We start from the raw sequence: 25,526 nt of genomic DNA, 5'->3' as shown, positions 1-25,526 counted from the left end.
GGGTCGGGGTGGCGGGATTTGAACCCACGGCCTCTTCGTCCCGAACGAAGCGCGCTGCCAAGCTGCGCTACACCCCGGTGCTCCGGCGGCTTGCCGTTGCTTGGAAGAGTCTAGCGGACTTCGCGTGTGCTTGCGTCACAGAAAAGGCCTAGCGGCGGGGGCTCAGGGTCAGGAGGGAGGCTTCGGGGAAGCAGGCGAAGCGGACCGGGGAGTAAGGGGAGGTGCCGAGGCCGGCGGAGACGTGCAGCCAGGAGGTGTCGTGGCGGCTGAGGCCCTTGGCGCGGGCGCGGTCGATGCCGCAGTTGGTGACCAGGGCGCCGTAGAAGGGGATGCAGACCTGGCCGCCATGGGTGTGCCCGGCGAGCAGGAGTTGGTAGCCGTCGGCGGCGAATTTGGTCATGTTGCGGGGTTCGGGGGAGTGCATGACGCCGAGGCGGAGGTCGGCGTCGGTGGGGGCGGGGCCGGCTATGAGGTCGTAGCGGTCGCGGTCGATGTGGGAGTCGTGGATGCCGCCGACGGCGATGTCGAAGTCGCCGACCTTGATGCGGGCGGTGGTGTTGTTCATGTCCAGCCATCCGGCGGCGGTCATGCCGGCGCCGAGGTCTTGCCAGGGGAGGCTGGTGGTTTTTCTGCGAGGCGCGTTCTTGGAGGTGCTCCAGAGGTAGCGGAGCGGGTTCTTGGGCACCGGCGCGTAAAGGTCGTTGGAGCCGTAGACAAAGAGACCGGGCCGGTCGAGGAGGGGCTCCAAGGCGTGGAGGAGGGCGGGTACGGCCTCCGGGTGGGCGATGGAGTCGCCGGTGTTGACGACGAGGTCGGGCCGGAGGTCGCCCAGTGATCTCACCCAGTTGATCAGCATGCGCCGCCCTGGGGTGAGGTGGAGGTCGGTGAGGTGCAGGATGCGCACGGGGCGTTGACCCGGGGCCAGGACGGGGATCTCGAATCGCCTCAGCCTGAACCAGTTGCGCTCGACGACCGAGGCGTAGGCCAGGCCGGCCACGCCGGCTCCGAGCAGGGACAGGGGCACCGCTACTGCTTTCCTCACTCGTTCATCATGCCCGACTTGATGAGCTTCACAGAGAAAACCCTGGAGCCAGGTAGAGCTCAGAGGCGGCAAGATGGTGCGCATGAGCGCACTGAAGGACAAGCTACAGGCGGATCTCGTGGCCTCGATCAAGGGCCGCGACGAGATCCGCACCCGGACGCTGCGGATGGTTCTCGCCGCCGTCAGCACCGAGGAGGTGTCGGGCAAGCAGGCTCGGCAGCTTTCCGACGACGAGATCGTCAAGGTGTTGACGCGGGAGGCGAAGAAGCGCCGGGAGGCCGCCGAGGCGTTTGAGAGCGCCGGCCGGGCCGAGAAGGCGCGGTTGGAGGTCGAGGAGCACGAGGTGCTGGAGGGTTACCTTCCGGCCCAGCTCTCGGATGAGGAGCTCGCCCGGCTTGTCGATGAGGCTGTGGCGGAGTCGGGCGCAGAGGGCCCGAGGGCGATGGGGCAGGTCATGAAGGTCCTGAACCCCAAGGTCGCCGGGCGCGCGGAGGGTGGCCGGGTGGCCGCCGCCGTGCGTGCCCGCCTGGCAGGCTGACGGGCCGGCGGGCGTTCCGGATCACGGCGGAGTACGCGTTCCCGGTTACGAGGGTCTCTCCGTACGCATCCCAGGCCCCAAGGGTCTCTCCGTACCGAGGAGGGGGAAAGTGCCCAGGAGAGCGGAAGGACCAGGGAAAGCGGAAGGCCCTAAGAAGGCAGAAGGACCCGGGAAAGCAGAGACACCCCGGAAAAGCGGAAGTCCTCCGCGAGCGGCCGCTCGCGGAGGACTTTGTACGCCGTAGGCCCGTCAGTCGGTCGGGATGATCGGCGCGTTGCCGCGTCCGTTCCCGCGACCGTTGCCGCGGTTGTCGTTGCCCGCGGGGCGGCCCGCTTCGTTGTCGCCCTGGTCGCCGCCGCCGAAGTCGCCTTGGTCGCCTCCTCCGCCGTCGCCGCCGTCTCCGCCGCCGCCGTTGTCACCACCGCCGTCGCCGTCGTTGTCTCCGCCGCGGTCGCCCTCCTCGCGCTTCGGCGGGGGCTTGGGCGCGCAGGCGCTGGTGCAGCCGGCGAAGCGCTCCGTGTTGACCGGGACGAACCCCGTGGCCTTGGTTCCCTTGAGGGCGTCGATCATGGACGACTTCCAGACGGGGCCGGAGATCGACGCACCGTATACGTAGGGGTAGTGCGTGCCGCCGATGACGACGTTGACTAGGTCGTGCTGGAAGGCGCCGCGGGTGTCGCCGACGCTGACCGCGGCGGCGAGGTCGGGGGTGTAGCCCGCAAACCAGGCCGCCGTGTAACCGTCGGTGGTGCCGGTCTTGCCGGCCGCGGGGCGGCCGGGCAGTCCGCCTACGCGGGACATCGTCCCCCGGGTGAACACCTGGGAGAGGATGGAGCTGGTGGCGTCGGCGACCTCTTGGTCGAGCACCTGCTTGCACTTGGGCTTGTAGGCCTTGGTCTTGCCGTCGCGCTCGCGGATCTCGGTGATCGCCATCGGTTCGCAATACTTCCCGCGGGCCCCGATGGTGGCGTAGGCGTTGGCGAGGGTGACGGGGTCCATCTCGTTGACGCCGAGGGTGAAGGTCTCGACTTCGCGGAGTTTGTCGCCGTCGACCCGCTTCACACCCATCTTCTTGGCCAGTGTGACCGTCTCGCAGAGCCCGACCTTGGCCTGGAGCTGCATGAAGAAGGTGTTGACGGAGTCCCAGGTGCCCGTCTGGAGGTTCTTGGACCCGCCGGGGCCTTCGCTGGAGTTCATCACGGGGTGGCTGGGTTCACCGACCGGGTTGCCCTTGCAGTCGCGGAAGGTCGAAGTGCTGGGCGCGTGGTAGACCTTGCCGGAGCTAAAGCCGTCGCCGAACCGCATGCCCTTCTCCAGGGCGGCGATCAGCGTGAAGACCTTGAGTGTCGAGCCGGCCTGGAAGCCGTCACCGCCGCCGTGCGCCGTGTCGGCGACGACGTTGTAGCTCATCTGGTTCTTCTTCTTGCTCTGGCCGTATTTCCGGCTGGCGGCCATCGCCTTGATGGCGCCGGTGCCGGGCACGACCATCGCCTCGGAGACGACCGGCTTGTCCGAGGGGTTGACGAACTTCTTGATCGCCTTCTCGGCGGCCTTCTGCATCTTCACGTCAAGCGTGGTCGTGATGGTGAGTCCACCGCGGGCGAGGTACTTCTGGCGGGCCGCCGCGGTCTTGCCGAACTCGGGGTTGCCGAGTACCTCGAACTGCGTGTAGAGGCAGAAGTACGGATAGGCGCTCTGCTCACACCCGCCGGGCGCGGGGATGTCCTTGTAGCCGAGCTTCTTGGATTTGGCCGCCGCGGCCTCCTCCGGCGTGACCTTCTTGAGTTCGGCCATGCGGTCGAGCACGGTGTTGCGCCGGTCTTCGAGCCGCTTGCGGCTCTTCCTCCCCGCTTCGGGGTCGGTGACGCTGGGACTCTGTACGGCGGCGGCCAGCGTGGCCGCCTCATGCAAGCTCAGAGCCGAGGCCGGCTTGTTGAAGAACCGCTTGGCCGCCGCCTGCACGCCGTGGGCGCCCGCGCCGAAGTAGGCGATGTTCAGATAGCGCTCAAGGATTTCCTTCTTGGTGTACTGCGACTCCACCCACATCGCGTAGCGGAGCTCGTTGAGCTTGCGCCCGACGGTCGGCGCGATCGCGGCGGCCTTCTCCTCGTCGGTCTCGGCCTTGTTGACGAGCACCTGCTTGACGTATTGCTGGGTGATCGACGAGCCGCCCTCGGTGACTCCGCCGCTCGTGAGGTTCTTGGCGAGGGCACGCAGAGTGCCTTCGATGTCGATCGCGCCGTGTTCGTAGAACCGGAAGTCCTCGATCGCGATGATCGCGTCCTGCATCACGGGCGCGACCTGGTCGAGTCTGACCTCTTCCCGGTTCTGGTAGTAGAACTGGGCGAACTGCTTGCCCTTGGAGTCAAGCAGGATCGTCTTCTGAGGCAGCGGGGGTTCGTCAAGCTTCTCAGGTCGGAGCCGTAGGTCGTCGATGGTGGATTTCGTGGCGACCCCGGCCCCGCCGATCGCGGGCAATGCCACGGCAGCGGCCAGCACGCCTGCGGCGCCTCCCGCGGCGATCAACCGCACGAGAGTTGTAACAGCCGATGCTCGATCTTTGCCTTTAGCTTGCACGCGTCCTAGGGTACGTCGGCTGGATGACTTAATCGGTACTCAAAGTCCATATCACCTTGACCCAGCTTGCGTCTCGGGGGGGTGACTAGTCATTCCCGGCCACATGATCCCGTGTGACCATGCGGGAAATTGGCCCGACCGGGGGCTGTCGGCGAGAACGCCCTGTTGCATACCTTCTCCTCTGCGGCAACTGAATAAGGAGGCTCGACGCCCGCGCCCGTCGGCCGAAACGACTGACCACCTAAGGGGAGTGGGGTCGAAATGTGGATCACGGATTGGACCTCCCGTGCCGCCTGTCGAGGTGCGGACCCGGATGCTCTGTTCGTCCAGGGTGCCGCCCAGAACAGGGCGAAGCTCATCTGCCGAGGATGCCCGGTCCGTACCGAATGCCTGGCCGATGCGCTAGACAACCGCATCGAGTTCGGGGTCTGGGGCGGGATGACCGAGCGGGAACGACGTGCGCTGCTTCGGCGGCGACCTGATGTCGCCTCCTGGCGGGACTTGCTTGAGTCTGCCAAGGAGGAATACGAGCGGACCAACGAGCTGATCGCAGGCTGAGTCTGCCTCAGGTTCGGCTCGGTTCTCGGTCAGGCGCGACGCTCACACCTGGTCCCACCGAACCCTTAGCAATCAATCGAGCGCTTATGGCCGGACAGCACCGTGTCCGGCCATAGGCCGCTCACCACCCACCTGTCCCGACTACTAAGACAACCCGACAGCCTCATCCAGCTACACGTGCGCCTCGTGGCCCTTGGGCGAGCAACTCGCCGATCTGCCGCAACCCGTCGAGGTCGTGGACGTCCTCAGGCATGGCCGGAACCTGAGTGACTGGCACAGTGGGATGGGCCGAGATGAAATGTTCTTGCTCGCGGCTTTCGCGGGCAGCCAGTTGCATGCGACCCGAGTGCAGCCGCAGCACCGCCGCCGTCAACTCGTGCTCCCCGCGTGCCTCCAACTCCTCCGCAGCCGCGGCGCTCCGCGCCGCCGACAGGGTCGTCGCCGTCGTACGGTGCACCCGGTTGACCACCAGCCCGGCGAGTGGCATGCGCTCCTCGGCGAGCCGTTCCACGAAATACGAGGCCTCGCGCATGGCGTCCCGCTCGGGAGCGGCCACCACGAGGAACGCCGTGCCGGGCGCCTGGAGGAGCCGGTAGGTCTGGTCGGCCCGCTGCCGGAAGCCGCCGAAGACGGCGTCCAGCGCGGAGACGAACGTCTGGATGTCCTTGAGCACGTGGGCACCGAGCACCTTGGTCATCGCCCCCGCGACGATGCCGAACCCCGCGTTGAGCAGCTTGAAGGCACTGCGCCCCCCGGCTTTGGCGGGGGCCGTGAGCAGCCGGATGAACCTCCCGTCCAGGAACCTCCCGAGGCGCTCGGGGGCGTCGAGGAAGTCCAGGGCGGAGCGGGAGGGCGGCGTGTCGACGATGATGAGATCCCACTCGTCGGACCGCCGGAGCTGCCCGAGCTTCTCCATCGCCATGTATTCCTGCGTGCCGGAGAAGCTGGACGACAGCGACTGGTAGAAGGGGTTCGTCAAGATCTGCTGGGCGCGCTCGGGATCGGCGTGAGCCTCGATGATCTCGTCGAACGTCCGCTTCATGTCGAGCATCATCGCGTGCAGCTCGCCGGGCCCCTCGACGCCCTCGACGCGGCGCGGCACGTTGTCGAGCTGGGTCAGCCCCATCGACTGGGCGAGCCGGCGCGCCGGGTCGACGGTCAGCACCACCACGGTCCTGCCGCGCTCGGCCGCCCGCAGCCCGAGGGCCGCGGCCGTGGTGGTCTTGCCGACCCCGCCGGCGCCGCAGCACACGATGATGCGTGTGCGCGGGTCGTCCACGATGGCGTCGCTGTCGAGCACCGGTGCTGCCTTGACTCTCATATGCGCTGCACTCTCATATCCGGTCACGCCACACCCTGCGCCCGCATGGCCTCGGCGAGCTCGTAAAGCCCGGTCAGATCGACGCCGTCGGCCAGGAGAGGCAACTCGTAGCGCGGCAGCCCGGGCCCGGCCAGCGTGCGCCTCTCCCGCCTCTCCAGGGACGTACGGCGGGCATGGTCGGCCACCTCTGCCGCGAGGGCCTCGGCGAGCGACTCGGCCAGTGCCGGGGCGTCGTTCCCGTCGGCGAGGCCCGCCGCCTTGAGGCCGAGCGTGAGCTCGCCCACGTCGAACCGCCCCTTGCCCGCGGCGTCCAGGATGGTCTTGGGGAACATCGGCGGACGCGTCATGTTGATGAAGATCCCGCCGGGGCGCAGCCGCGCCTCCTTGAGCTCGGCGATCCCGTCGAGGGTCTCCTGGACCGGCATCTCCTCCAGGAGCGTGACGAAGTGCACCCTCGTCTCGGGTGAGGCGACCACACCGCGCACCATGTCGGCGTGGTTCTTGATCGGCCCCAGCCTGGCCAGGCCGGCCACCTCGGAGGTGACGTTGAGGAACCGGGTGATGCGACCGGTGGGGGGCGCGTCGAGCACGACCGCGTCGTAGACACGCCGCCCGTTCTTCCCGCGCCGCCGTACGGCTTCGCTCGTCTTACCGGTCACCAGGACATCGCGCAGTCCCGGGGCGATGGTGGTGGCGAAGTCGACCACGCCGAGTTTGGTGAGCGCTTTGCCCGCCCGGCGCATGCCGTAGAACATCTCCAGGTATTCGAGCATGGCCTCTTCGGGGTCGACGGCCAATGCGTGCACGTCGCCTCCCTCGGGGGCGACCGCGATCTTGCGCTCCTCGTAGGGGAGCGGCGGGATGTCGAAGACCTGCGCGATGCCTTGGCGTCCCTCGACCTCGACCAGCAGGACCTTGCGGCGTTCCGCCGCGAGGGCCAACGCGAGAGCGGCGGCGACCGTGGTCTTCCCGGTGCCGCCCTTGCCGGTGACGACGTGGAGCCGTACGCCGTCCCAGTCGGTGTCGCGAGCGCTCACGATTTGAAGGCTACCGAACGGTTACGTGCGGGAATTGCCCATGGGTCGTTGAATTGGCTCACACTCCGTGTTTTTCCCGCCGGCACCGCCCGACCAGGCATGCGAGGAGAGTGGCCCTTGTCACAAGCGGAGGGTGCCCGTCCCGTTAGTGTGTGCCCCATGAAGAAATGGGAATACCTTACGGCTCCGCTGCTGATCCACAACACCAAGATGATCCTCGACAACTTCGGGGCTGACGGCTGGGAGCTTGTGCAGGTCGTGCAGGGTGCCAGCACCGAGCAGCTCGTGGCCTACTTCAAGCGGGAGAAGGCATGACCCCCGAGCAGCGGCTGGCGGCGCTCGGGCTGACGCTGCCCGAGATCGTGCCGCCGCTGGCCGCCTATGTGCCGGCCGTGCGCACCGGCGACTACGTCTACACCTCGGGGCAGCTCCCCTTGGTCGACGGCAAGCTGCCGGTGACCGGGAAGGTCGGCGCCGAGGTCGAGGTGGAGGTCGCCAAGGAGCAGGCCCGCATGTGCGCCTTGAACGGCCTCGCGGCGATCGCGTCGGTGGCGGGTGGCCTGTCGAACATCGTGCGCATCGTCAAGGTCGTCGTCTTCGTCGCCAGCGCGCCGGACTTCACCTCCCAGCACCTGGTGGGCAACGGCGCGAGCGAGTTGCTGGGCGAGGTGCTCGGCGAGGCCGGCAAGCACGCGCGCAGCGCCGTCGGCGTCGCGACGCTCCCGCTGAACGCGCCGGTCGAGGTGGAGTTCGTGGCCGAGGTGCGCTGAATGCGCGGGGCTCCGCTCTCGGAGGAGTTCCGCGGGCGCGCCAGGGACATGATCGCCGGACGGCTGGCCCCGGTGCCCGCCCGCGACGCCGCGACCGTCGTGGTGCTCCGTGACGGCCTGGAGGTCTATCTGCTGCGGCGCAAGGCCAGCATGGCCTTTGCCGCGGGCGCATACGTGTTTCCTGGCGGCTCGGTGGACGCGCGGGACACAGACCGTACGGTCGCCTGGGCGGGGCCCTCTCCGGCCGAATGGGCCATGATCCTTCGCTCGGACGAGAAGACGGCACGCGGCCTCGTGTGCGCCGCCGTACGCGAGACCTTCGAGGAGTCGGGTGTGCTACTCGCGGGCCCCGGCCCGGACTCCGTGGTGGCCGACACGACCGGCGAGGTCTTCGAGGCCGATCGGCTGGCGCTGATCGGCCGCACGCTGTCGTTCGCCGACTTTCTCGCCAAACACGGGCTTGTGCTCAGATCCGACCTGCTGCGGGGGTGGGGGCACTGGATCACCCCGGAGGTCGAGTTCAAGCGGTTCGACACCCGTTTCTTCGTCGCGGTGCTTCCCGAGGGCCAGCGCGCCCGCGACGTCGGCGGCGAGGCGGACAAGGTCGTCTGGATCTCTCCCGCCGAGGCGGTCGTGCAGGGGGAGAGCGGCCGGATCTTCCTCATGCCGCCGACCTATCGCACGTTGAGCGAGCTGGTGCCCTACACCCGGGCCGCCGACGTGTTCGCCGCCGACCGCACCATCGTCACGTACATGCCGGAGGTCGCCGACGTCGGCGGCGAGCTGCGGCTGATCATTCCTGAGGACGCCAGATGAGCGCTCAAGGCCCCGAGGGGGCGCGTACGGCACACGCCGTCAACATCCTCGCCCCGAACCCGTCGGTCATGACCCTCGACGGCACCAACACGTGGGTGGTCGGCGGCGGCGACGCGGTGATCGTGGTCGACCCCGGCCCGGACGACGAGGTCCACCTCCGGCGGGTGGCCGCGCACGTCGGTGAGCGGCGGGTCGCCCAGATCGTGCTGACCCACGGCCACGACGACCACAGCGGCGGCGCCCGGCGCTTCGCCGAGCTCACGGGTGCCCCGGTGCGGGCGGTCGATCCGCGCCACCGCCTCGGCGGCGAGGGACTGGCCGAGGGCGACGTGATCGAGGTGCCGGGCGCGGAGCTGCGGGTGCACCTCACCCCCGGGCACACCTTCGACTCGGTGTGCCTGTGGTTGCCGCAGGACCGGGCCATGCTGACCGGTGACACGGTGCTGGGGCGGGGCACGACGGTGATCGCCCCGGAGGGCGACCTGGCCGACTATCTTCACACTCTTGACCGCCTGCGCGACCTGGTCGGATCGCTGGCGGCGGAGGTGCTGCTGCCGGGGCACGGCCCGGTGCTGACCGACCCGGCCGGCACTCTGAACGGCTATGTCGCCCACCGCCGCGAGCGCCTGGCGCAGATCAGAGCCGCGCAAGCCGTCGGGGCGAGCACCCCGCGCGAGATCGTCGAGATCGTTTACGCGGAGGTGGACCGGGCGTTGTGGCCCGCCGCCGAGATGTCGGTGCGGGCCCAGCTCGCCTACCTGGCGCGGCGTTGATCAGCGCGAGCGGTTGTGCAGCCGCTCGATGTCCATGATGACCACGGCCTTGGCCTCGATGCGCAACCATCCACGCTGAGCGAAGTCGGCCAGCGCCTTGTTGACCGTCTCCCGGGAGGCGCCCACCAGCTGGGCGAGCTCCTCCTGAGTGAGGTCGTGGTGCACTCGAAGGCCGTCCTCGGTGCGGGTGCCAAAGCGGTCGGCGAGGTCGAGGAGGGCCTTGGCGACCCGGCCGGGGACGTCGGTGAAGACCAGGTCGGCCAGCACGTCGTTGGTACGGCGTAGCCGCTGGGCCAGGGCGCGCAAGAGGTGGAGGGCCACCTCGGGACGGCCGGTGAGCCAGGGGCGGAGGTCGTCGTGGCCGAGCCCGGCCAGCCGCACGTCTGTCAGCGCGATGGCCGAAGCCGTGCGTGGTCGTGGATCGAACAGGGAGAGTTCGCCGAACATCTCGCTGGGCCCAAGCACACTTAGCAGATTCTCTCTGCCGTCGGGGGCCGTCCGTGAAAGTTTGATCTTGCCCTCCAGCACCACGTAGAGCCGGTCGCCGGTCTCGCCTTCACTGAAGAGCGTCTGTCCCTTGGACAATTCGACCTCGGTGATGCTGGTGCGCAGTGCGGCTGCGCCCTCGCGATCAAGCGCGGCGAACAGGGGGGCCTTGCCCAGCACGTCGTCGGTGTTCACTCCTGCCTCCTCTGCAAGCCATTGTGACGCACGCCATGGGGCGGGTCATGGGGGAGGCGTACGCATGGGGCGTCCGGATGTCGGTAAAGGCCGGAAACTCCCCCCGTTGGCCTTTGTCCGATACGCCCGTCGCATGAGCCGGATCCCCGCGGAAGCACGATGTGCCAGCGTGCGTGAGCTGTCGGCCACCACGAGTCTCAGGGCGAAGTGTACGGACAAACAGGCATAACTGGGTAAAAGGTGTCTATTTCCGGCCTCTTTGCCCACGATTGCCTGGATGTTCGCTGGGTGTCGGCTGTCTGCCGGGGTTTCCCGGCGGCTGTCGAGAAGATCCAGATGTCGTGGTGCGGTTAGTGTGAATGATGATTTTTACCCATCTATTCCTGCTCGGGAGGCTGGGAGCCTGTTCCGGCCACTCCGGAACCGGGCCGCCAAGGGCGCCCAACCGCCTCCGGTGAAGCCCTACGCTGGCGACATGGCGACGAATGCGACGGTGCCCGGCGGCGGCTCCCGGCCTGCCCCCGAGACGCGGCTCGGACTGGTCCGGCGAGCGCGGCGGATGAATCGCATCCTCGGCGAGACCTACCCCGACGCCCACTGCGAGCTCGACTACGGCAATCCGCTGGAGTTGCTCGTCGCCACGATCCTCTCGGCGCAATGCACGGACAAGCGAGTGAACATGGTGACTCCTGTCCTCTTTGCGAAGTATCAGACCGCGGAGGACTACGCCGCAGCCGACCGCGCCGAGCTCGAAGAGATCATCCGATCGACCGGCTTCTTCCGCGCCAAGACCACCAGCATCATCGGCATGGCCCAGGCCGTCTGCGAGCGTTACGGCGGCGAGGTGCCAGGACGCCTCAAAGACCTCGTCACCCTCCCCGGCGTCGGCCGCAAAACCGCCAATGTCGTGCTCGGCAATGCCTTCGGCGTGCCCGGCATCACCGTGGACACCCACTTTCAGCGGCTTACCCGGCGTTTCGGCTGGACGACCGAGACCGACCCGGTCAAAATCGAACACGAGGTCGGCTCGCTGATCCCCAAACGCGAGTGGACCGTGATGTCCCACCGCATCATCTGGCACGGCCGCCGCATCTGCATCGCCCGCAAGCCCGCCTGCGGCGCATGCCCCCTGGCCGACCTCTGCCCGGCATATGGCACGGGCCCGACAGACCCCGTGGCGGCCGCCAAGCTCGTCCGTCCCGGCCCCTTCTCGTGACGCCCCTTGCCCGGCCTTCTTCGTGCGGCGTGAGCCCTCCCGCTTGAGGGAAGCGCTTGAGGACTCCAGGTGTTGACCATGTGCGGAGGTGCCCATTGACCCACGTGCCCGAGTGGCTGACCACGCTCGCCGTCACGGCCGGGACCGCCACGGTCCCGGCTTATCTCCGGCCCCCGGCGAGCGGAGGACGGCAGGCAGCGGTCCTCCTGCTGTTCGGTGAGGGGCCGCACGGGCCCGACGTCCTGCTCATCCAGCGCAGCGCCCGGGGCAGGCTCCACGCCGGCCAGCCCGCCTTCCCCGGCGGCGGCGTCGACCCCGGCGACGGCGGCCCCGAGGGCGCCGCCCTGCGCGAGGCCGAGGAGGAGACCGGCGTCGATCCCCGCGGCGTCGCCCTCGTGGGCGTGCTCCCCGAGTTGTACGTCGGGGCGAGCGACAACCGCGTGACCCCCGTGATCGGCTGGTGGCACACCCCCTCGGCCGTGCACGCCGCCGCTCCCGACGAGGTCGAGTCGGTCGAGCGTGTGCCCCTGGCCGAGCTGTGCGACCCCGGCAACCGCCTGCGTGTGCGCGCGCCGGGGGGCTACCTCGGCGCGGCCTTCCGCGTGCGCGGGCTGCTCGTCTGGGGCTTCACCGCCGGGGTGCTCGACCGCGTGCTCGCCGCGGGCGGCTTCGAGCGGCCCTGGGACCCCTCACGCGTCGAGGACCTGCCTCCCGGCTCCCTGCGCCTCACGGCGAGCCGCTAACGCCCGGCGTCCTCCACACGGTCCTCCAGCTTGCCGCCCATCGCGAGGGTGAGACCCAGGGACGCCCACTCGGCCACGTCGTTGTCGGCGTCGGACGTCAGATCGCGCAAGGCGGCGAGGCCCGCCGGATCGGGCGGATCGCCGATCACGTTGGGCAACGCGTAGGCCGCGCCGTATCTCACCCGCGAGTCCTCATGCCGCGACAGGTCCACCACGGTCGGCAGCGCCCGGCGGTCACGCAGATGGCCGAGGGCGATCAGCACCGAATAGAGCACCAGCGGGTCGTCGTCACTGGCCGCGAGAAAACGCAACACAGGCAGGCTGCGGTCGGTGAACGGACGTCCCGGCATGCCGAGCTGCCCGAGGATGTCCGCCCCAAGCGTGCGCTCGGCCGGCGTCGCGCCCGCGCACAGCCGTCTGGCCTCGGTGAAAGTCGCGAGATCACCTCGTTGCTGCAGGTCGGCCACGGCCTGCCAGCGCACGGGCCCGTCAGGGTTGCCGTCGGACAGGGCGGCCTCGATCAGCTCACGGATCTCCTCTATGCTCGACATGAAGTCACGATAGCGCTACACAGAGTGCATTCCTCCTGTGTGCGCGGCGTGTCGGCGCAGTGCCCTCCATAAGGGATCAACAGCAGGGCCGATCAGGGACCGAGCGTCCGCCTGATCAGCGCGATGGCCGCCTCGGGGTCCGGGTGCTCCGTGCCCGCCAGCCGCCGCGCCGCCTCGGCGACGGCCTCGGTGGCTATGCCGTACTGGTCGGTGGCGTGGCTCTCGACCCGCTCCGCGCCGCGGGTGAGCAGCGCCGTGGCCCCACGCGGGTTGCCTCGCTGCAAGTGCGTCAACCCCACGCAGATCTGGGCGAGCCCCTGCCAAAGCCTCCGCTCGCCCTCGGGCCCCGTCTTCCACCGCGCCTCCAGCACCTCATGCGCGTGGAAGGGGCGCCGCTCGTCCAGCAGGCGCAGCGCCTCGGCCACCGCCTCTGCGGGGCCCGGCGCGTAGTCCTCCGGGATGCGCGGGACCGCCCCCGCCGCGCCGTACGGCATGGGCCGGCCCAGCGAGTCGCGAGGCCGCGCGTTGAGCGGCCTGCCGCCGGTGTCACGATCGCGTGGGACGCTCATCTAACGCTCCGGTTCGGGATCGGCCAGCCAGCCCAGCAGCTCGGCGTCGAACTGCTCCGGCCGCTCCTCGTGCGGGAAATGCCCGGACCCCTCTAGCAGCCGCCACCTATAGGGCGCGGCCACGTAGCGGCCCGATCCCTGCGCTGTGCGCGGCAGGACGCAGCGGTCCAGTGCGCCGTGCAGCTGCAATGTGGGCGCCTCGATCTCGGCGCGCATACGCCGGGCGAACCGCAGCCCGTCCGGGCGGAACTGCGATCGGAAGAACCAGCGGTGATATTCCAGCGAGCAGTGCGCCACCCCGGAGATGCGGAACATCTCCCGGTAGCGCCGCGACACACTCTCATCCGGCCAGGACGGCCCCGACCAGCGGTCGAGCAGCTTGCCGACCAGGGCCCCGTCGCGGCGCGTCAGCCGCCGCTCCGGCAGGACCGGCACCTGGAACCCGAGCGCGAACCGCCAAGCTCTGAGCTGCCGCGTGTCGCCGAACAGCGCCGAGCGCAGACGCAGCGGATGCGGCGCCGAGACGGCGATGAGGCGGCGGACCACCTTCGGGTGGCGTGCGGCCATCGTCCAGGCGAGCAGCCCGCCCCAGTCGTGCCCCACCACGACCGCGCAGGTCTCGCCGAGCGCGCGGATCAGCCCGGCCGCGTCGCCCGCGAGCGTCGGCAGGTCGTATCCCCGCGGAGGCTTGTCGCTCGCGCCGTATCCCCGCAGGTCGACCGCGACCGCGCGATAGCCGGCGGCGGGCAGGGACTCGAGCTGATGCCGCCAGGTCCACCAGAACTGCGGAAACCCGTGCAGCAGCAGCACCAGCGGTCCCTCGCCCGCCTCGGCCACGTGGAAGCGTGTGCCGCCCGCGTGCACCGATCGGTGCCGCCAGGGTCCCTCGACCCCTACCAGCGACTCGTCAGGCGACATCGCCGGCCTTACCGCCGGCGACTCTCACATCGCCCTCCAAGGGCACGCGGTGCACGCCGACCTGTCCCGCCGTGGGCAGGACGTCCCGGCCGGGGGCACCGTACGGCTGGATCGCCGGCTCCTTGCCGTCGACGTTTGCGATGTCTTTGAGATCGCGTAGCGTCCGGGTGGTGCGCTTCATCCCGGACAGGCCCTTCAGCCTGCGATAACCGATGAAGGCAAGCAGGCCGCTGGCGATCAGGTAGATCAGCGTCACGATGCCGAAGGCCGCCCATTGCCAGAGCCCGGCCGCGATCAGGCCGTAGGCGAGCGTGAACGAGGCGAGGATCAGGCACAGGTGGGCGACGAAGGCCGCCGCCGCGAACAACCCGCTCGCGGTGCCGACCCGCTTGGCGTCGAATTTGACCTCGGCTTTGGCGAGTTCGATTTCGGAACGGATCAGGGTCGAGATGTGGTTGGTCGCCTCGGCGACCAAGGCGCCTAGGGATTCCCCCTCAGTCGGCGGAGCCGGAGTCTGCGGCATGACGATCTCCTATCGGGAGCGGCGGGATGGTGTCAAACATCATCCTGCGCATTAAGACGGGTCCGTATGCGCACTCGGAGCAAGACCGCGGCCGCGACACTGGCCGCGAGGCTCGCGGCCAGCACCCCCGCGGTCACCGCGTTGGCCCGGGTGACGTCGTCTGCGTAGGCGAGGTTGCCGATCAGCAGGGAGACGGTGAAACCGATTCCGCCGAGGATAGACACGGCAGCCATGTCACGCCAGTGGAGCTCGTCGGACAATCGTGCGAGCCCCAGGCGTACGGACAACCAGGCGCCGCCGAAGACCCCGAGGAATTTGCCGATGAGCAGCCCGGCGATCACGCCGAGCACGACCCTGTCGGTGAAGGCCGCAGATAGGCTCTTGGCGTCGAGCAGCACTCCCGCCGAGAGAAAGGCGAAGATCGGTACGGCGAAGCCGGCGGAGACCGGCCGCACGAGATGGTCGGCGCGCTCGCTTGGGGAATAGTCCTCGCCGGGGTCGCTGTGCACCCTGGTGAGCAGGCCCAGCGCCACTCCGGCGACGGTCGCGTGCACGCCGCTGGATTCGACGAAATACCACGTCAGAAGGGCGACGGGCACGAGAACCCACCCCTTGTTGACCCGCTGCCGCTGGAGAATCCAGTAGACCGCGAGGAATAGCACCCCGAGACCGAGCATGACGAAGTTCAGCCCGCTGGTGTAGAAGAACGCGATGATCGTGATCGCGCCGAGGTCGTCGACCACGGCGCAGGTCAGTAGGAACGCCCGTAGCGACGCCGGCATCGCCGAAGCCGTGACCGCGAGCACCGCCAGTGCGAAGGCGATGTCGGTCGCTGTCGGAATGGCCCAGCCTCGCGCCGCGTCGGGGGCTCCCCAGCTCACGATGAGATACACCAGAGCGGGTACGGCCATGCCGGCGATAGCGGCGATGATGGGGAGCGCGGCCTTTTTGAGATTGGCGAGTTCGCCGTGGACGAACTCCTCTTTGACCTCGAGTCCGGCGACGAAGAAGAAGATCGTCAGCAGGCCGTTCTGGGCCCACTTCACGAGTTCCAGGTTGAGATGGAGTGCTTCCGGGCCGATCTTCATGGTGCGCAGCGCGTCGTAGGATTCGTACGAGACGTTTGCCCAGACCAGGGCGACCACAGTGGCGATCAGCATCACCACGCCACCGATCGTCTCCGTCCGCAGAGCCTCGGCCATCTGCCGGGCATATCGAACGGTTGGTCTGACGGGCCAGACTTGGGCTGCGCGCCGCATGATCCCCCTAGGTGGCTGGTTATATCGGGACGGCTGACTAGAGCCGACCAGACTTCCCGGCACACCTGTGCGCTAGTTTACCCAAGCCGCATTAAAGATCACTTCCGGGGTTCGATTAGCCATAAAAAGTGCGGATCACGAGGCCGTGATCCGCACTTTTCGGGATTCGCGCGGGGTCAGTCCTCGCTCTTGGCCGACGGCAACTTGGTGGCGATCAGGTTCATCACCGAGTCGTCGGTCAGCGTCGTCACGTCCCCCAGGGAGCGGTTCTCCGCCACATCCCTGAGGAGACGGCGCATGATCTTGCCGGACCGGGTCTTCGGCAGCTCAGGCACGACGAGGATCTGCCGCGGCTTGGCGATCGGGCCCAAGGTCTTGGCGACATGGTTGCGAAGCTCCGCCGCGATGTCCGCGCTTTCCTCCGCACTGCCGCGAAGAATCGTGAACGCCACAATCGCCTGCCCCGTCACCGGGTCGGTCGCGCCCACCACGGCCGCCTCGGCGACCTTCGGGTGCGAGACCAGGGCCGACTCCACCTCGGTGGTCGAGATGTTGTGCCCCGACACGAGCATGACGTCGTCGACGCGGCCGAGCAGCCACAGATCGCCGTCCTCGTCCCTCTTTGAGCCGTCGCCGGGGAAGTACATCCCGTCGAAGCGGGACCAGTAGGTGTCGATGTAGCGCTGGTCGTCACCCCAAATCGTGCGCAGCATCGCCGGCCACGGGTCGCGGACCACGAGGAAGCCGCCACCCCCGTTCGGCACCGACTGGGCCTGGTCGTCGACCACGTCGGCGGTGATGCCCGGCAGCGGGCGCATCGCCGCGCCCGGCTTGCCGGCGGTCACACCGGGCAGCGGGCTGATCATGATGGCGCCTGTCTCGGTCTGCCACCACGTGTCCACGACCGGGCAGCGGCTGCCGCCGATGTGCTCGCGGTACCAGACGTACGCCTCGGGGTTGATCGGCTCACCCACGCTGCCCAGGACACGCAGGCTCGACATGTCGAACTTCGCGGGGATGTCGTCGCCCCACTTCATGAACGTCCGGATCGCGGTGGGCGCCGTGTAGAGGATCGTGACCTTGTACTTCTGCACGACCTCCCAGAACCTGCCCTTGTGCGGCGTGTCCGGCGTGCCCTCGTAGATCACGCTGGTCGCGCCGTTGGCCAGCGGCCCGTACACGATGTACGAGTGCCCGGTCACCCAGCCGATGTCCGCGGTGCACCAGTAGATGTCCGTCTCAGGCTTGAGATCGAACACCGCGTGATGCGTCCACGCCGTCTGCGTCAGGTAGCCGCCCGTCGTGTGCAGGATGCCCTTCGGCCTGCCCGTCGTGCCGCTCGTGTAGAGGATGTAGAGCGGGTCCTCGGCGTCGTGGGGCACCGGCTCGTGCTCTTCGCTCTGCCGGTCCACCAGGTCGTGCCACCACACGTCGCGGTCGTTGAAGTCGATCTCCTGGCCGGTGCGCCGGACCACCAGCACACTGGTGACGTCCGGGCACTCCTTGAGCGCCTCGTCCACCGTCGGCTTCAACGCGCTCGGCGCACCGCGGCGGAACCCGCCGTCGGCCGTGATCACGACCTTCGCGTCCGCGTCCAGGATGCGCCCGCTCAGCGCGCTCGCCGAGAACCCGCCGAACACCACCGAGTGGATCGCCCCGATGCGCGCGCACGCCAGCAGCGCGATGGGGAGCTCCGGGATCATCGGCATGTAGATCGCGACGCGGTCGCCCTTCGCCACACCCAGCTCCTGCAGGGCGTTGGCGGCCTTCGACACCTCGCGCTTCAGATCCGCATAAGTGAGGGTACGGCTGTCGCCTTCCGGCTCGCCCTCCCAGTAGTAGGCCACCTTGTCGCCGTTGCCGGCCTCGACATGGCGGTCGACGCAGTTGTAGGCGACGTTCAGCTTGCCGCCGACGAACCACTTGGCGAACGGCGGATTCCACTCAAGCGTGGTGTCCCAACGCCGGTCCCAGGTCAGACGCTCCGCGGCGCGCTCCCAGAACGCTAGTCGATCGGCCGCGGCCTCCTCGTAGGCCGCGGCAGTGACGTTCGCACTCTCGGCCAGTTCGGCGGGAGGCGCGAACTTTCGGGTTTCCTGCAGGAGGTTCGACAGGGTTTCCTGGGTCTCAACGGGATCGCGACCAGGGGTGTCCGCCGCCACTACATACTCCTTCACATGGTCCAAAGGCCGCGCTCGCCCGGCCAGGTGGCCGCGCGGACTCGGGGTCGGCTTCGCCGTACCGGGCCTGATTCTGTCTGGTTCCGTCCCCACTTCACCAGGCGGTAGGCGCTTACCACAAGAGGTCTAGACAGGTCTGTACCGAAGAGAATGTTGATCGGTTCGTTGTTCACAGGATTATGACAATTGGGTCTGAAACGTTGTAATACCGCAATATAGCGAAACTAGATCTCTGCACTGACGGCGGGTTTGCGGACTTGTCGATCTCGTGGTTCCGGGCGCCGAAATCCCGCCTGGATCACCATGTCGTGCCGGGAATCAGTGCCGATTGGGCGTCGCCGACGGTCCTCTCCCGCGAGGAAGGCAAACTCCTCGGTGAGGCCGCGCCGAGGTGACCCGCGCGGGCGCGGCGATACGCGGCCGATAGGGTCTGGGCTCGTGAGCGACCCACTGGCAGCCATCGCCGACCTTCCCGGTGTGACAGAGACCGTTCAGCAGGCCAGGGAAGCCGTCGACCGGCTCTACCGCCACCGCGTGCTGCGCCGCAGAAGCCCCGAGGTCTCCGCCGAGTCCGCCCTGCACGGCGCCCGCGCCTCAGCGGCCCTGGAAGGCGTTGACGTGCCCCTCGCCGCGATCCGCCGCGAAGAGGTCACCGATCCCGTGGTCCAAGGCGCCCTGCGCGTCACGGCCGAACTCGGCCGCCTCGGCAAGACCTGGCGCACCGCCCCCCGGCAGGTCCTCGCCCGCCTTCACACCCTCGCCGCCGCCGGCCTGGCCCCCGAACCCCGCCTGGGCCGCCCCCGCACAGGCGACGAGACTCCCGACCCCCTCCACCTGGGGGCGGCCCCCGGCGCCGCCGAGACCGCCGCCCGCGTCGACGCCCTGGTCGCCCTGCTCACCGGCCAGAGCGCCGCCCCCGCGCTGATCCTCGCCGCGATCGTGCACGCCGAACTCGCGGTGCTGCGCCCCTTCGGCACGGCGGACGGCATCGTCGCCCGCGCCGCGGAGCGGCTCACGCTGGTGGAGTTCGGCCTGGACCCCAAGTCGCTCGCCGCTGTGGAGGCCGGTCACGCGGAACTCGGGGCGGACTATCCGAAGGCGCTGGCGGCCTACCTCACCGGCACGCCGGACGGGGTGGGCACTTGGGTGAAACACTGCGCCGCGGCCGTCACCCTGGGCGTGCGTGAGGCCACGGCGATCTGTGAGGCGATGCAGCGGGGGTGAGCCGCCGCTCTTGGTTCGCTTTCGCCGGCTTCCGTGGGCTTCCGCTGGTTCCCGTCAGCTCTGTCGAGCTTGTGTCGGCTTCTGTCGCGGGACATAGCGAACGGCGTCCCTGGAAGAGACGCCGTCGCTCACACGTCACACCGGGTTACCAAGCGTGCACCTGTATTCGTCGGATCGGGTCAAGCCCGTCTCGACGCGCCTCCCGCGGCTGGTCGCGCGTGGGTACCCGGGGCCGTGCCCCGGACAAGTTGTCCGTAAACCCTTTCTACGTCGGATTCGCGCTGATGGGAAGACCCGGTTCCGACAGCTTTACCAACCGGGTGGGCATTGGTGGACGAAGTTCGCTTATGGCACGCGTGGCTTGTCGTGGGGGTTGAGGTAGGGGCCGGTGATCGTGCGAAGGGCTTCGCTTGTTGATCACTCACGGTGAGGGTTGTCGGTTAGATGTCGGAGCAAACGGACATCGTTACGGTTTGTAGTTGCGCCGTTACTCTGAAAAATCTAGCGGAAATCGTAGATTCCTCCTCGACGAAACTCGCGTTGATCGGGCACCATACGGTGGTATCTCCCTAAACTGGAGCGACTGTGCATGGGGCATGCTTTGCTACTTCCATGCCATGCTTTGGTTAAGTGTTGAAAGGCTTTCTTCCGAAACGGGACCGGCTCTACCCCCCCGGAGCCGGACCGGTCGGCGACCCCCGCTCTCCCCCCCGGCGGGGGTCGCCTTATCTCTAGCCACCTTTCAACCGGCGGGACGTACGGCAGAGCCTTGTTCTTGGCGGCGCGTCCGGGCTTGCGTTGGGGATGGTTGCTCTTGGGATGTTCCGTCATCTGTCCGGGCTTGGCGTGAGTGGGGCCGGCGGTGCGCCCTTGTCCAGCTGGGGCGCTTGTTGTTGGGCTTGCCGGTCTTGTGTCACCTGTCACCTGTCCTGCCGCGCGTGCCGTCTGTGGGTGCGGTCCGCCGTCGCTCACCTCTCCGCGGCACCGGGTGCTGTGCGCCGTGGACCTCAGGGCTTCCTGTCGCCCCCGCTTAGCGTCCTCCCTCCCATCACCTTGCCGCGCCCCTTCTGATCGCCTGTGAGGCGCTTCACGGTCGTGCAGGGCCGTTTGCATTGGCACATGAGGGCGGTGCCTTGCTGAGCCGCGTCTCGTCCGGCAAACCCAAACGAAGCTCGTGATCATCAGCCGCTCGTCGTCGTGTCTCCCTCTTTGGGGGGCTGAGCGCCTGCTTTGGGGGGCTGAGCGCCTGCTTTGGGGGGCTGAGCGCCTGCTTTGGGGGGCTGAGCGCCTCCTTTGGGGGGCTGAGTACTTGCTTTGGGGGCTGAACGCCTGCTTTGAGGGGTTGAGCACCTGTCTCTTCCCCGTGCGCAGACAGCCTGGTTGTCCACAGGAGAGCAGCGCCATCGGCGGTTATCCACAGAAGCGCGCTGGGCCCCGCGGCGGCCTCAGAGGTTCAGTCATCCTGGGCCTCCCACGGACCCGGGAGGCCTCGATGAACCGCCCACTGATCGTCACCCACGACGAAGACCTTCTTGACGACCTGCTCCGCATCGCGGCGGCGGCAGGAGTGGAGCTGGACGTCGCACATGCCGCTGTCCACGCACGTCCCTTCTGGACCCGGGCCCCGATGGTCGTCGTCGGCGACGACGCGGCCGACGCCGTGGCGAGGATGGCGCCCCCGCCTCGCGACCGAGTCCTCTTGGTCACGAAGAGAGAAGACGACGCGGCCACCTGGCGCAGATGTGTGGCCATAGGCGCGCAAGGGGTGGTGGAACTCCCTGCCGCCGAACGCCGCCTTGTGGACGAGTTCGCCGACGCGGTGGAGCCGGTGACCCGAGCGGGGCTGACCATATGCGTAGTCGGCGGTCGAGGCGGTGCCGGCGCGAGCGTGCTGGCCGCGGCCCTGGCCGTGAGCGGTTCACGCAGGCGGTTACGGACTCTGCTAGTTGACGCCGACCCCTTGGGCGGCGGCATCGACACCCTGCTCGGCCAGGAGGCCGCAGAAGGAGCCCGCTGGTCCGACCTGGTGGCCCGCGAGGGCCGCATCAGCTGCACCGCTCTTCACGCCGCACTGCCTTCGATCGACGAATTGGCCGTCCTCGCCTTCCACCGAGGCTCCGCCGAAGCGATCCCCGCAGAGGCGATGCGTTCGGTGCTGCAAGCAGGGCAGCGCGGCTTCGACCTGGTCGTCGTCGACCTCCCACGTCACCTGAACCCGGCGGCCGCAGAAGCCCTCACCCGCGCCACGTCCACCCTCCTGGTGGTCACGGCCGACGTCAGGGGCGTCCTGTCGAGCGGCCAGGTGCTGACCTGCCTGCAACAACACACAGGCGACGTCCGCGCCGTGGTGCGCGAAGGCGTCCTCGACGAAGAGGTGGTGTGCGAGTCACTGGGCATCCCGCGAGCCGGCATCCTCTCCGACCAACCACGCCTAGCCCTCGCCCTCAACCGAGGAGACCCACCACCCCTCGGCTCGCGCACACCGCTCGCCAGGCTGTGCGCGACGTTCCTGGGCAACCTGCTCACGCCCCAGTTCGTGAGCTCTTTCGAAGGAGGTAAGCGATGAGCTGGGACGTGGGGGCCGGTGTCGGTGCTGTCGAGGATCGCCGGCCGGCATTAGCGGCAAGTAACCCCTACTGGTCGGCGCGCGACCGTGGAGACCCGTCCCCCCTTGGCCGCGGTGCACCGCTTCCCAGGCTGTGCGCGACGTTCCTGGGCAATGCTCGCACCCCAGTTCATGGGGTCCGTCGAAGGAGACAAACGGTGACCGACAACCTGGTGGCTGCTGTTGGTGCTGTCGAGGATCGCCGGCCGGCACCAGCGGCAAGTGACCCCTTCTGGCTTACCACGATTCCGGGTGTGAGTGACAGGGGTGGAGTTCACCCCGATTCGGGTCCGTACGGGCGGGAGGGAGCTTGTCGGCCGCCTGCGCGGATCCGGGAACCAAGGGGACGCAAACGCATCAGGTGTTCGCTCGTGCAGAGGTTATGCCCCGAGGTGGGCCGTCTTCCGGCAACCTGCTCACATCCCAAGAGGAGCCATGCGCGTCACAGATCATGAACACCCCATGGTGTCGCCCGACCTGGTCGAGGCGGTCCGCCTGAGGCTCGCGCGTTCGGGAGGCGAGCCGACGGCAGCTCAAGTGGCCGTCGCGCTAAGGGCCGAACGGGCAGTGCTGGGCGATGCCGAGGTCCTGGCCGTGGCCCGAGCACTATGCGCCGACCTGATCGGCGCAGGACCGCTTGAGTCCCTGCTGACCGGTCCAGACGTCACCGACATCCTGGTCAACGGTCCAAAGGACGTATGGGTCGACGACGGCCTAGGCCTACGTCGCACCTCCGTCTCGTTCCCAGATGACGAAGCCGTCCGTCGCCTGGCCCAGCGACTCGCCGCAGCGGCGGGCCGAAGACTGGACGACGCCTCCCCTCACGTGGACGTGCGCCTTACCGGTGGGGTCCGCCTCCATGCGGTCCTTCCACCGATAGCACCGGGCGGCACCTGCCTGTCCTTGAGGCTTCCACCCCGCCGCACCTTCACCATGTCCGACCTGGTGGAGATGGGAGCCGTGCCCGCAGGCGCAGTGAACATCCTCACCGGCATCGTCGACGCCAGGCTGGCCTTCCTGGTCACCGGCGGCACAGGCACAGGCAAGACAACCCTGCTCTCAGCCTTGCTTTCACTGGCCGACCCGGCCGAGAGGCTACTACTGGTGGAGGACTCCGCGGAGTTGCGCCCCCGACATCCCCACGTGGTCCGCCTGGAGTCCCGCCCCGCCAACCTCGAGGGCGTAGGCGGGGTAGACCTGCAAGACCTGGTCCGCCAGGCCCTACGCATGCGCCCCGACCGCCTGGTAGTGGGCGAAGTCCGCGGAGCAGAGGTCGTGACTCTGCTGGCCGCACTGAACACCGGCCACGAAGGCGGCTGCGGCACCCTCCACGCCAACACCGCCTCAGACGTGCCTCCCCGCCTGGAGGCACTAGCCTGCGCCGCAGGCCTCACCCGAGAGGCTTTGCACAGTCAGCTGGCCGCAGCCCTCGATGCGGTTATCCACCTCACACGAGACCAACCGGGCGGCCGACGTAGAGTCGCCGAAATCTGCCTGCTCAACCGCCTCCCCAACGGTCTCGTGGACGTCGCCCCAGCCCTGACCATCACTCCAGAGGGAAACATCGTCCCGGGCACCGCCCTCAACACACTTCGCAAGCGAACCCACAGCACACGAAGCACACGCCCGCCCCACATGCCGTAGTCGGAGAGCAGGAGACCGTTGTGCCGGAGAGCTTGTCACCGCACTGTGTCGTTGCTTAAGGCGGCCAGCCGCGTTCGTAGACGTGCCCAGGAAGCACGAAGCCCGAGAGCGTTCTGTGCGATACAGGTCGGGATAGGACACTGCGATGTTGGAGACTCTCACCGTTCTCGCCCTGGCGATCGCCGTCTGGACCTGGTCCAGACCGGACGAGGCCACGAGACGGCTCCGCCGTACACAACGATCTTCGCCCGACAGCAGTCCCGAGCACAGCCCCCTGCGAGAGGTGCGACGTCACCTGGAAAAGAGCAAAACCGCGCACAAAATCAAAGCCCTGTACGGCCGTGCCGCCGAGGCACGTCTCTGGCGCAACACGGTGATCGAACTATGCCAAAGCATCTCGGCCGAGCTAACCGCCGGCCGAACCCCTACCGACGCGGTAGTCCACGCCGCCTCGGCGACCGCTCCTCCCGTCTCTGCCGCCTTTGCCCCAGTCATAGCCAGCGCCCGCGACGGCGGCGACGTGGCTGCGGCACTGCTCTCAATCGCCTCCCATCCCGGCGCGGAAGGTCTCCGTCGGCTCGCCGCCTGCTGGCAGGCAAGCCGCTCCACGGGGGCAGCTCCGGCTCCGCTGGTGGACCGCGTGGCCTCCTCCGTCCGCGACTCGACCCGCCATCACGAAGAACTCACCGCACACCTGGCCGGCCCTCGCGCCACCGCCAAACTCCTAGCCGCCCTTCCGCTGCTCGGCATCCTCATGGCTGTTGCCCTGGGCATGAACCCGCTGGCTTTTCTGTTCGGCGGTCCCATCGGTCTCGCATGCCTGGTCTTAGGCGTGCTCTTGAACCTTCTCGGCCTGTGGTGGATCCACCGCATGGTCGTCCTCGCTCAACAGACATAGGCAGCCATGAGTGTCCGACTCCAGCGGTACACGTGGCCGTCTGACACAGGTTGTGGAGATGTGATGCGCGGTTGGTTCTGTGGGGTGGGTCCGTTGCGGGGCAGTCAGGTGGATACGGAACCTTGCCTGGCAGGTGTGGCCGGCGTGGATGCGAACGCCGTGAGGGCGGGAGCCGACCCGGGCTCTCCCTGCCGGGAAAGGGAGCCAAGCAGTGATAGCCCTCATGTTGATCTTTTCATGCCTGGCAGTCTGGAGTTGGGCGGCTCCGCACGCCTCTGGGGCGCGGTTGCGCCGCCTTATGCCGCCGACACGACCAGGACGTGACGCTCGCTACCAACACACCGCTTCATCACATCCGTCGTCACCCCAGTTGCTGAGCAGACGGTCCGGGCGGTTCCAAAACGTGCCGCATCAGAACTCCTTCTCGACGTCAGCCCCACTCGCACCGCCCACAGTCGTACATGTCCCGCAACACTCACGCCAGGCCCCTCCCGACACAGACCGCACAAGAAAGAGCTTTCACCCGCTCGTGGTCCCAGCCTGCGCCCTAGGAGTGTTCACGCTGGTGTTGGGCGGGCTTCCCGGAGTCGTGCTCGGCCTCGTGGCGGCAGTGGCCACTCACATGTTCCTTCGTCGACTCGGATCTCAGAAGGTACGCCTGGAACGCCGGCAGTTGCTCAACGACCTGCCCTTCGCGCTTGAGCTCATGGGGGCATGTTTGCGTGCGGGGTGTTCACTCCTGTCCGCGATCGAGGCCACCTCCGCCGCGACCGGTGGCCCGTTGGCCGGACGGCTGGCAGAAGTGAGCGGTCGCCTGCGGCTCGGTGCCACTCCCGCCTCGGCGTGGCACGCCTTGGGCACCGAACCGGTCCTGACCCAGTGGGCACGCGCCATGACCCGCACCGCCGACACCGGTGCGCCGATGGCCGAGATGCTCACCCGCCTGGCCGACGACACCCGCCACACAGCACATGCCACGTCCATGGCCGCAGCCCGCCGCGTCGGCGTCTACGCCGTCGCTCCGCTGGGGCTCTGCTTCCTGCCCGCCTTCGTGCTGCTGGGCATCGTGCCGACCATCGCCGG

Annotated in this window: 24 protein-coding genes and 1 tRNA gene; 13 read left to right on the top strand and 12 right to left on the bottom strand. The window is 68.4% G+C overall.

Going from position 1 to position 25,526, the window contains the following annotated elements:
• Positions 1-3: 3 nt before the first annotated feature.
• Both Ssi02_RS19155 and Ssi02_RS19150 read right to left on the bottom strand, forming a co-directional pair.
• Positions 4-77: transfer RNA gene (locus Ssi02_RS19155), tRNA-Pro, on the bottom strand.
• A 71-nt stretch (positions 78-148) separates the two neighbouring features.
• On the bottom strand, positions 149-1,042 hold the full coding sequence (locus Ssi02_RS19150) for a metallophosphoesterase (RefSeq protein WP_239129069.1): 894 nt from the start codon (positions 1,040-1,042) through the stop codon (positions 149-151).
• An 82-nt stretch (positions 1,043-1,124) separates the two neighbouring features.
• Between Ssi02_RS19150 and Ssi02_RS19145 the strand changes: the two genes are divergently transcribed.
• Complete coding sequence (locus tag Ssi02_RS19145) at positions 1,125-1,580, top strand: GatB/YqeY domain-containing protein (protein WP_204027285.1); 456 nt, start codon at positions 1,125-1,127, stop codon at positions 1,578-1,580.
• Between the two features lie 249 nt (positions 1,581-1,829).
• On the opposite strand, the gene Ssi02_RS19140 is transcribed toward Ssi02_RS19145, so the two are convergent.
• Positions 1,830-4,112, bottom strand: coding sequence for a transglycosylase domain-containing protein (locus Ssi02_RS19140; protein WP_239129068.1), 2,283 nt, complete (start codon positions 4,110-4,112; stop codon positions 1,830-1,832).
• 306 nt (positions 4,113-4,418) lie between these two features.
• On the opposite strand from Ssi02_RS19140, the gene Ssi02_RS19135 reads away from it, so the two are divergent.
• Positions 4,419-4,715, top strand: a complete 297-nt coding sequence (locus Ssi02_RS19135; protein ID WP_093168852.1) for a WhiB family transcriptional regulator — start codon at positions 4,419-4,421, stop codon at positions 4,713-4,715.
• 163 nt (positions 4,716-4,878) lie between these two features.
• Here Ssi02_RS19135 and bagB read toward each other — a convergent pair whose 3' ends face one another.
• Both bagB and bagA read right to left on the bottom strand, forming a co-directional pair.
• A complete protein-coding gene (bagB, locus tag Ssi02_RS19130; RefSeq protein WP_204027281.1) occupies positions 4,879-6,036 on the bottom strand; it encodes an ATPase BagB in 1,158 nt (385 codons plus the stop codon).
• Positions 6,037-6,059: 23 nt separating this feature from the next.
• The gene (gene bagA, locus Ssi02_RS19125) at positions 6,060-7,073 is read right to left on the bottom strand and encodes an ATPase BagA (RefSeq protein ID WP_204027279.1); all 1,014 of its coding nucleotides are present in this window, start codon (positions 7,071-7,073) and stop codon (positions 6,060-6,062) included.
• Positions 7,074-7,232: 159 nt separating this feature from the next.
• Between bagA and sp36 the strand changes: the two genes are divergently transcribed.
• The 4 genes from sp36 to Ssi02_RS19105 are packed head-to-tail and all read left to right on the top strand — an operon-like array spanning position 7,233 to position 9,432.
• Positions 7,233-7,388 carry a Sp36 family protein gene (gene sp36, locus Ssi02_RS19120; RefSeq protein ID WP_204027277.1) on the top strand — a complete coding sequence of 52 codons (156 nt, stop codon included), beginning with the start codon at positions 7,233-7,235 and terminating at the stop codon, positions 7,386-7,388.
• Positions 7,385-7,843: a RidA family protein gene (locus Ssi02_RS19115; protein WP_204027275.1), complete on the top strand. Its 459-nt coding sequence runs from the start codon at positions 7,385-7,387 to the stop codon at positions 7,841-7,843. Before sp36 ends, Ssi02_RS19115 begins: the two co-directional genes overlap by 4 nt.
• The gene (locus tag Ssi02_RS19110; RefSeq protein WP_204027273.1) at positions 7,844-8,659 is read left to right on the top strand and encodes an NUDIX hydrolase; all 816 of its coding nucleotides are present in this window, start codon (positions 7,844-7,846) and stop codon (positions 8,657-8,659) included.
• The gene (locus Ssi02_RS19105; protein ID WP_239129066.1) at positions 8,656-9,432 is read left to right on the top strand and encodes an MBL fold metallo-hydrolase; all 777 of its coding nucleotides are present in this window, start codon (positions 8,656-8,658) and stop codon (positions 9,430-9,432) included. Before Ssi02_RS19110 ends, Ssi02_RS19105 begins: the two co-directional genes overlap by 4 nt.
• On the opposite strand, the gene Ssi02_RS19100 is transcribed toward Ssi02_RS19105, so the two are convergent.
• The gene (locus tag Ssi02_RS19100) at positions 9,433-10,113 is read right to left on the bottom strand and encodes a Crp/Fnr family transcriptional regulator (RefSeq protein ID WP_204027272.1); all 681 of its coding nucleotides are present in this window, start codon (positions 10,111-10,113) and stop codon (positions 9,433-9,435) included. It lies immediately after the preceding gene.
• Between the two features lie 475 nt (positions 10,114-10,588).
• Between Ssi02_RS19100 and nth the strand changes: the two genes are divergently transcribed.
• Both nth and Ssi02_RS19090 read left to right on the top strand, forming a co-directional pair.
• Positions 10,589-11,329: an endonuclease III gene (gene nth / locus Ssi02_RS19095; protein WP_204027271.1), complete on the top strand. Its 741-nt coding sequence runs from the start codon at positions 10,589-10,591 to the stop codon at positions 11,327-11,329.
• Between the two features lie 95 nt (positions 11,330-11,424).
• A complete protein-coding gene (locus Ssi02_RS19090; RefSeq protein ID WP_204027270.1) occupies positions 11,425-12,072 on the top strand; it encodes an NUDIX hydrolase in 648 nt (215 codons plus the stop codon).
• Here Ssi02_RS19090 and Ssi02_RS19085 read toward each other — a convergent pair.
• The 6 genes from Ssi02_RS19085 to acs form a co-directional block, all read right to left on the bottom strand.
• Positions 12,069-12,623 carry a HEAT repeat domain-containing protein gene (locus Ssi02_RS19085; protein WP_204027269.1) on the bottom strand — a complete coding sequence of 185 codons (555 nt, stop codon included), beginning with the start codon at positions 12,621-12,623 and terminating at the stop codon, positions 12,069-12,071. The two genes, Ssi02_RS19090 and Ssi02_RS19085, sit on opposite strands and share 4 nt — an antisense overlap.
• 92 nt (positions 12,624-12,715) lie before the next feature.
• Positions 12,716-13,192, bottom strand: a complete 477-nt coding sequence (locus Ssi02_RS19080) for a DUF309 domain-containing protein (protein WP_204027268.1) — start codon at positions 13,190-13,192, stop codon at positions 12,716-12,718.
• Positions 13,193-14,110: an alpha/beta fold hydrolase gene (locus tag Ssi02_RS19075; protein ID WP_204027267.1), complete on the bottom strand. Its 918-nt coding sequence runs from the start codon at positions 14,108-14,110 to the stop codon at positions 13,193-13,195.
• Positions 14,100-14,633 (bottom strand): phage holin family protein, encoded by a 534-nt coding sequence (locus tag Ssi02_RS19070; RefSeq protein WP_204027266.1) that lies wholly within the window; start codon positions 14,631-14,633, stop codon positions 14,100-14,102. Before Ssi02_RS19070 ends, Ssi02_RS19075 begins: the two co-directional genes overlap by 11 nt.
• Before the next feature lie 32 nt (positions 14,634-14,665).
• A complete protein-coding gene (gene nhaA, locus Ssi02_RS19065) occupies positions 14,666-15,835 on the bottom strand; it encodes a Na+/H+ antiporter NhaA (RefSeq protein WP_239129064.1) in 1,170 nt (389 codons plus the stop codon).
• Between the two features lie 233 nt (positions 15,836-16,068).
• On the bottom strand, positions 16,069-18,054 hold the full coding sequence (gene acs / locus Ssi02_RS19060; protein ID WP_204027262.1) for an acetate--CoA ligase: 1,986 nt from the start codon (positions 18,052-18,054) through the stop codon (positions 16,069-16,071).
• A 456-nt stretch (positions 18,055-18,510) separates the two neighbouring features.
• Here acs and Ssi02_RS19055 point away from each other — a divergent pair, with 456 nt between their 5' ends.
• From Ssi02_RS19055 to Ssi02_RS19035, 5 genes are all read left to right on the top strand, one after another.
• Positions 18,511-19,296 carry a Fic family protein gene (locus Ssi02_RS19055; protein ID WP_204027260.1) on the top strand — a complete coding sequence of 262 codons (786 nt, stop codon included), beginning with the start codon at positions 18,511-18,513 and terminating at the stop codon, positions 19,294-19,296.
• A 1,492-nt stretch (positions 19,297-20,788) separates the two neighbouring features.
• Positions 20,789-21,862 (top strand): septum site-determining protein Ssd, encoded by a 1,074-nt coding sequence (gene ssd / locus Ssi02_RS19050; protein ID WP_204027258.1) that lies wholly within the window; start codon positions 20,789-20,791, stop codon positions 21,860-21,862.
• A 474-nt stretch (positions 21,863-22,336) separates the two neighbouring features.
• Entirely contained in the window at positions 22,337-23,545 is a 1,209-nt protein-coding gene (locus tag Ssi02_RS19045; RefSeq protein ID WP_239129062.1) for a TadA family conjugal transfer-associated ATPase, read from the top strand.
• 145 nt (positions 23,546-23,690) lie between these two features.
• Positions 23,691-24,443 (top strand): type II secretion system F family protein, encoded by a 753-nt coding sequence (locus Ssi02_RS19040; RefSeq protein ID WP_239129059.1) that lies wholly within the window; start codon positions 23,691-23,693, stop codon positions 24,441-24,443.
• A 565-nt stretch (positions 24,444-25,008) separates the two neighbouring features.
• Positions 25,009-25,526 (top strand): type II secretion system F family protein (locus tag Ssi02_RS19035; protein ID WP_239129057.1); only part of this gene is annotated, 518 nt, incomplete at its 3' end.

Source organism: Sinosporangium siamense (assembly GCF_016863435.1).
GTDB classification, from domain to species: Bacteria; Actinomycetota; Actinomycetes; order Streptosporangiales; family Streptosporangiaceae; genus Sinosporangium; species Sinosporangium siamense.
This window is presented reverse-complemented; position numbering and strand designations above follow the sequence as displayed.

Bases quoted from the DNA above. Each gene is read 5' to 3' on its own strand.
- Ssi02_RS19145 (WP_204027285.1), top strand. From the start codon at position 1,125: ATGAGCGCACTGAAGGACAAGCTACAGGCGGATCTCGTGGCCTCGATC.
- Ssi02_RS19135 (WP_093168852.1), top strand. From the start codon at position 4,419: ATGTGGATCACGGATTGGACCTCCCGTGCCGCCTGTCGAGGTGCGGAC.
- bagB (WP_204027281.1), bottom strand. From the start codon at position 6,036: ATGAGAGTCAAGGCAGCACCGGTGCTCGACAGCGACGCCATCGTGGAC.
- sp36 (WP_204027277.1), top strand. From the start codon at position 7,233: ATGAAGAAATGGGAATACCTTACGGCTCCGCTGCTGATCCACAACACC.
- Ssi02_RS19115 (WP_204027275.1), top strand. From the start codon at position 7,385: ATGACCCCCGAGCAGCGGCTGGCGGCGCTCGGGCTGACGCTGCCCGAG.
- Ssi02_RS19110 (WP_204027273.1), top strand. From the start codon at position 7,844: ATGCGCGGGGCTCCGCTCTCGGAGGAGTTCCGCGGGCGCGCCAGGGAC.
- Ssi02_RS19105 (WP_239129066.1), top strand. From the start codon at position 8,656: ATGAGCGCTCAAGGCCCCGAGGGGGCGCGTACGGCACACGCCGTCAAC.
- nth (WP_204027271.1), top strand. From the start codon at position 10,589: ATGGCGACGAATGCGACGGTGCCCGGCGGCGGCTCCCGGCCTGCCCCC.
- Ssi02_RS19085 (WP_204027269.1), bottom strand. From the start codon at position 12,623: ATGTCGAGCATAGAGGAGATCCGTGAGCTGATCGAGGCCGCCCTGTCC.
- Ssi02_RS19080 (WP_204027268.1), bottom strand. From the start codon at position 13,192: ATGAGCGTCCCACGCGATCGTGACACCGGCGGCAGGCCGCTCAACGCG.
- Ssi02_RS19075 (WP_204027267.1), bottom strand. From the start codon at position 14,110: ATGTCGCCTGACGAGTCGCTGGTAGGGGTCGAGGGACCCTGGCGGCAC.
- Ssi02_RS19070 (WP_204027266.1), bottom strand. From the start codon at position 14,633: ATGCCGCAGACTCCGGCTCCGCCGACTGAGGGGGAATCCCTAGGCGCC.
- nhaA (WP_239129064.1), bottom strand. From the start codon at position 15,835: ATGGCCGAGGCTCTGCGGACGGAGACGATCGGTGGCGTGGTGATGCTG.
- ssd (WP_204027258.1), top strand. From the start codon at position 20,789: ATGAACCGCCCACTGATCGTCACCCACGACGAAGACCTTCTTGACGAC.
- Ssi02_RS19045 (WP_239129062.1), top strand. From the start codon at position 22,337: ATGCGCGTCACAGATCATGAACACCCCATGGTGTCGCCCGACCTGGTC.
- Ssi02_RS19040 (WP_239129059.1), top strand. From the start codon at position 23,691: ATGTTGGAGACTCTCACCGTTCTCGCCCTGGCGATCGCCGTCTGGACC.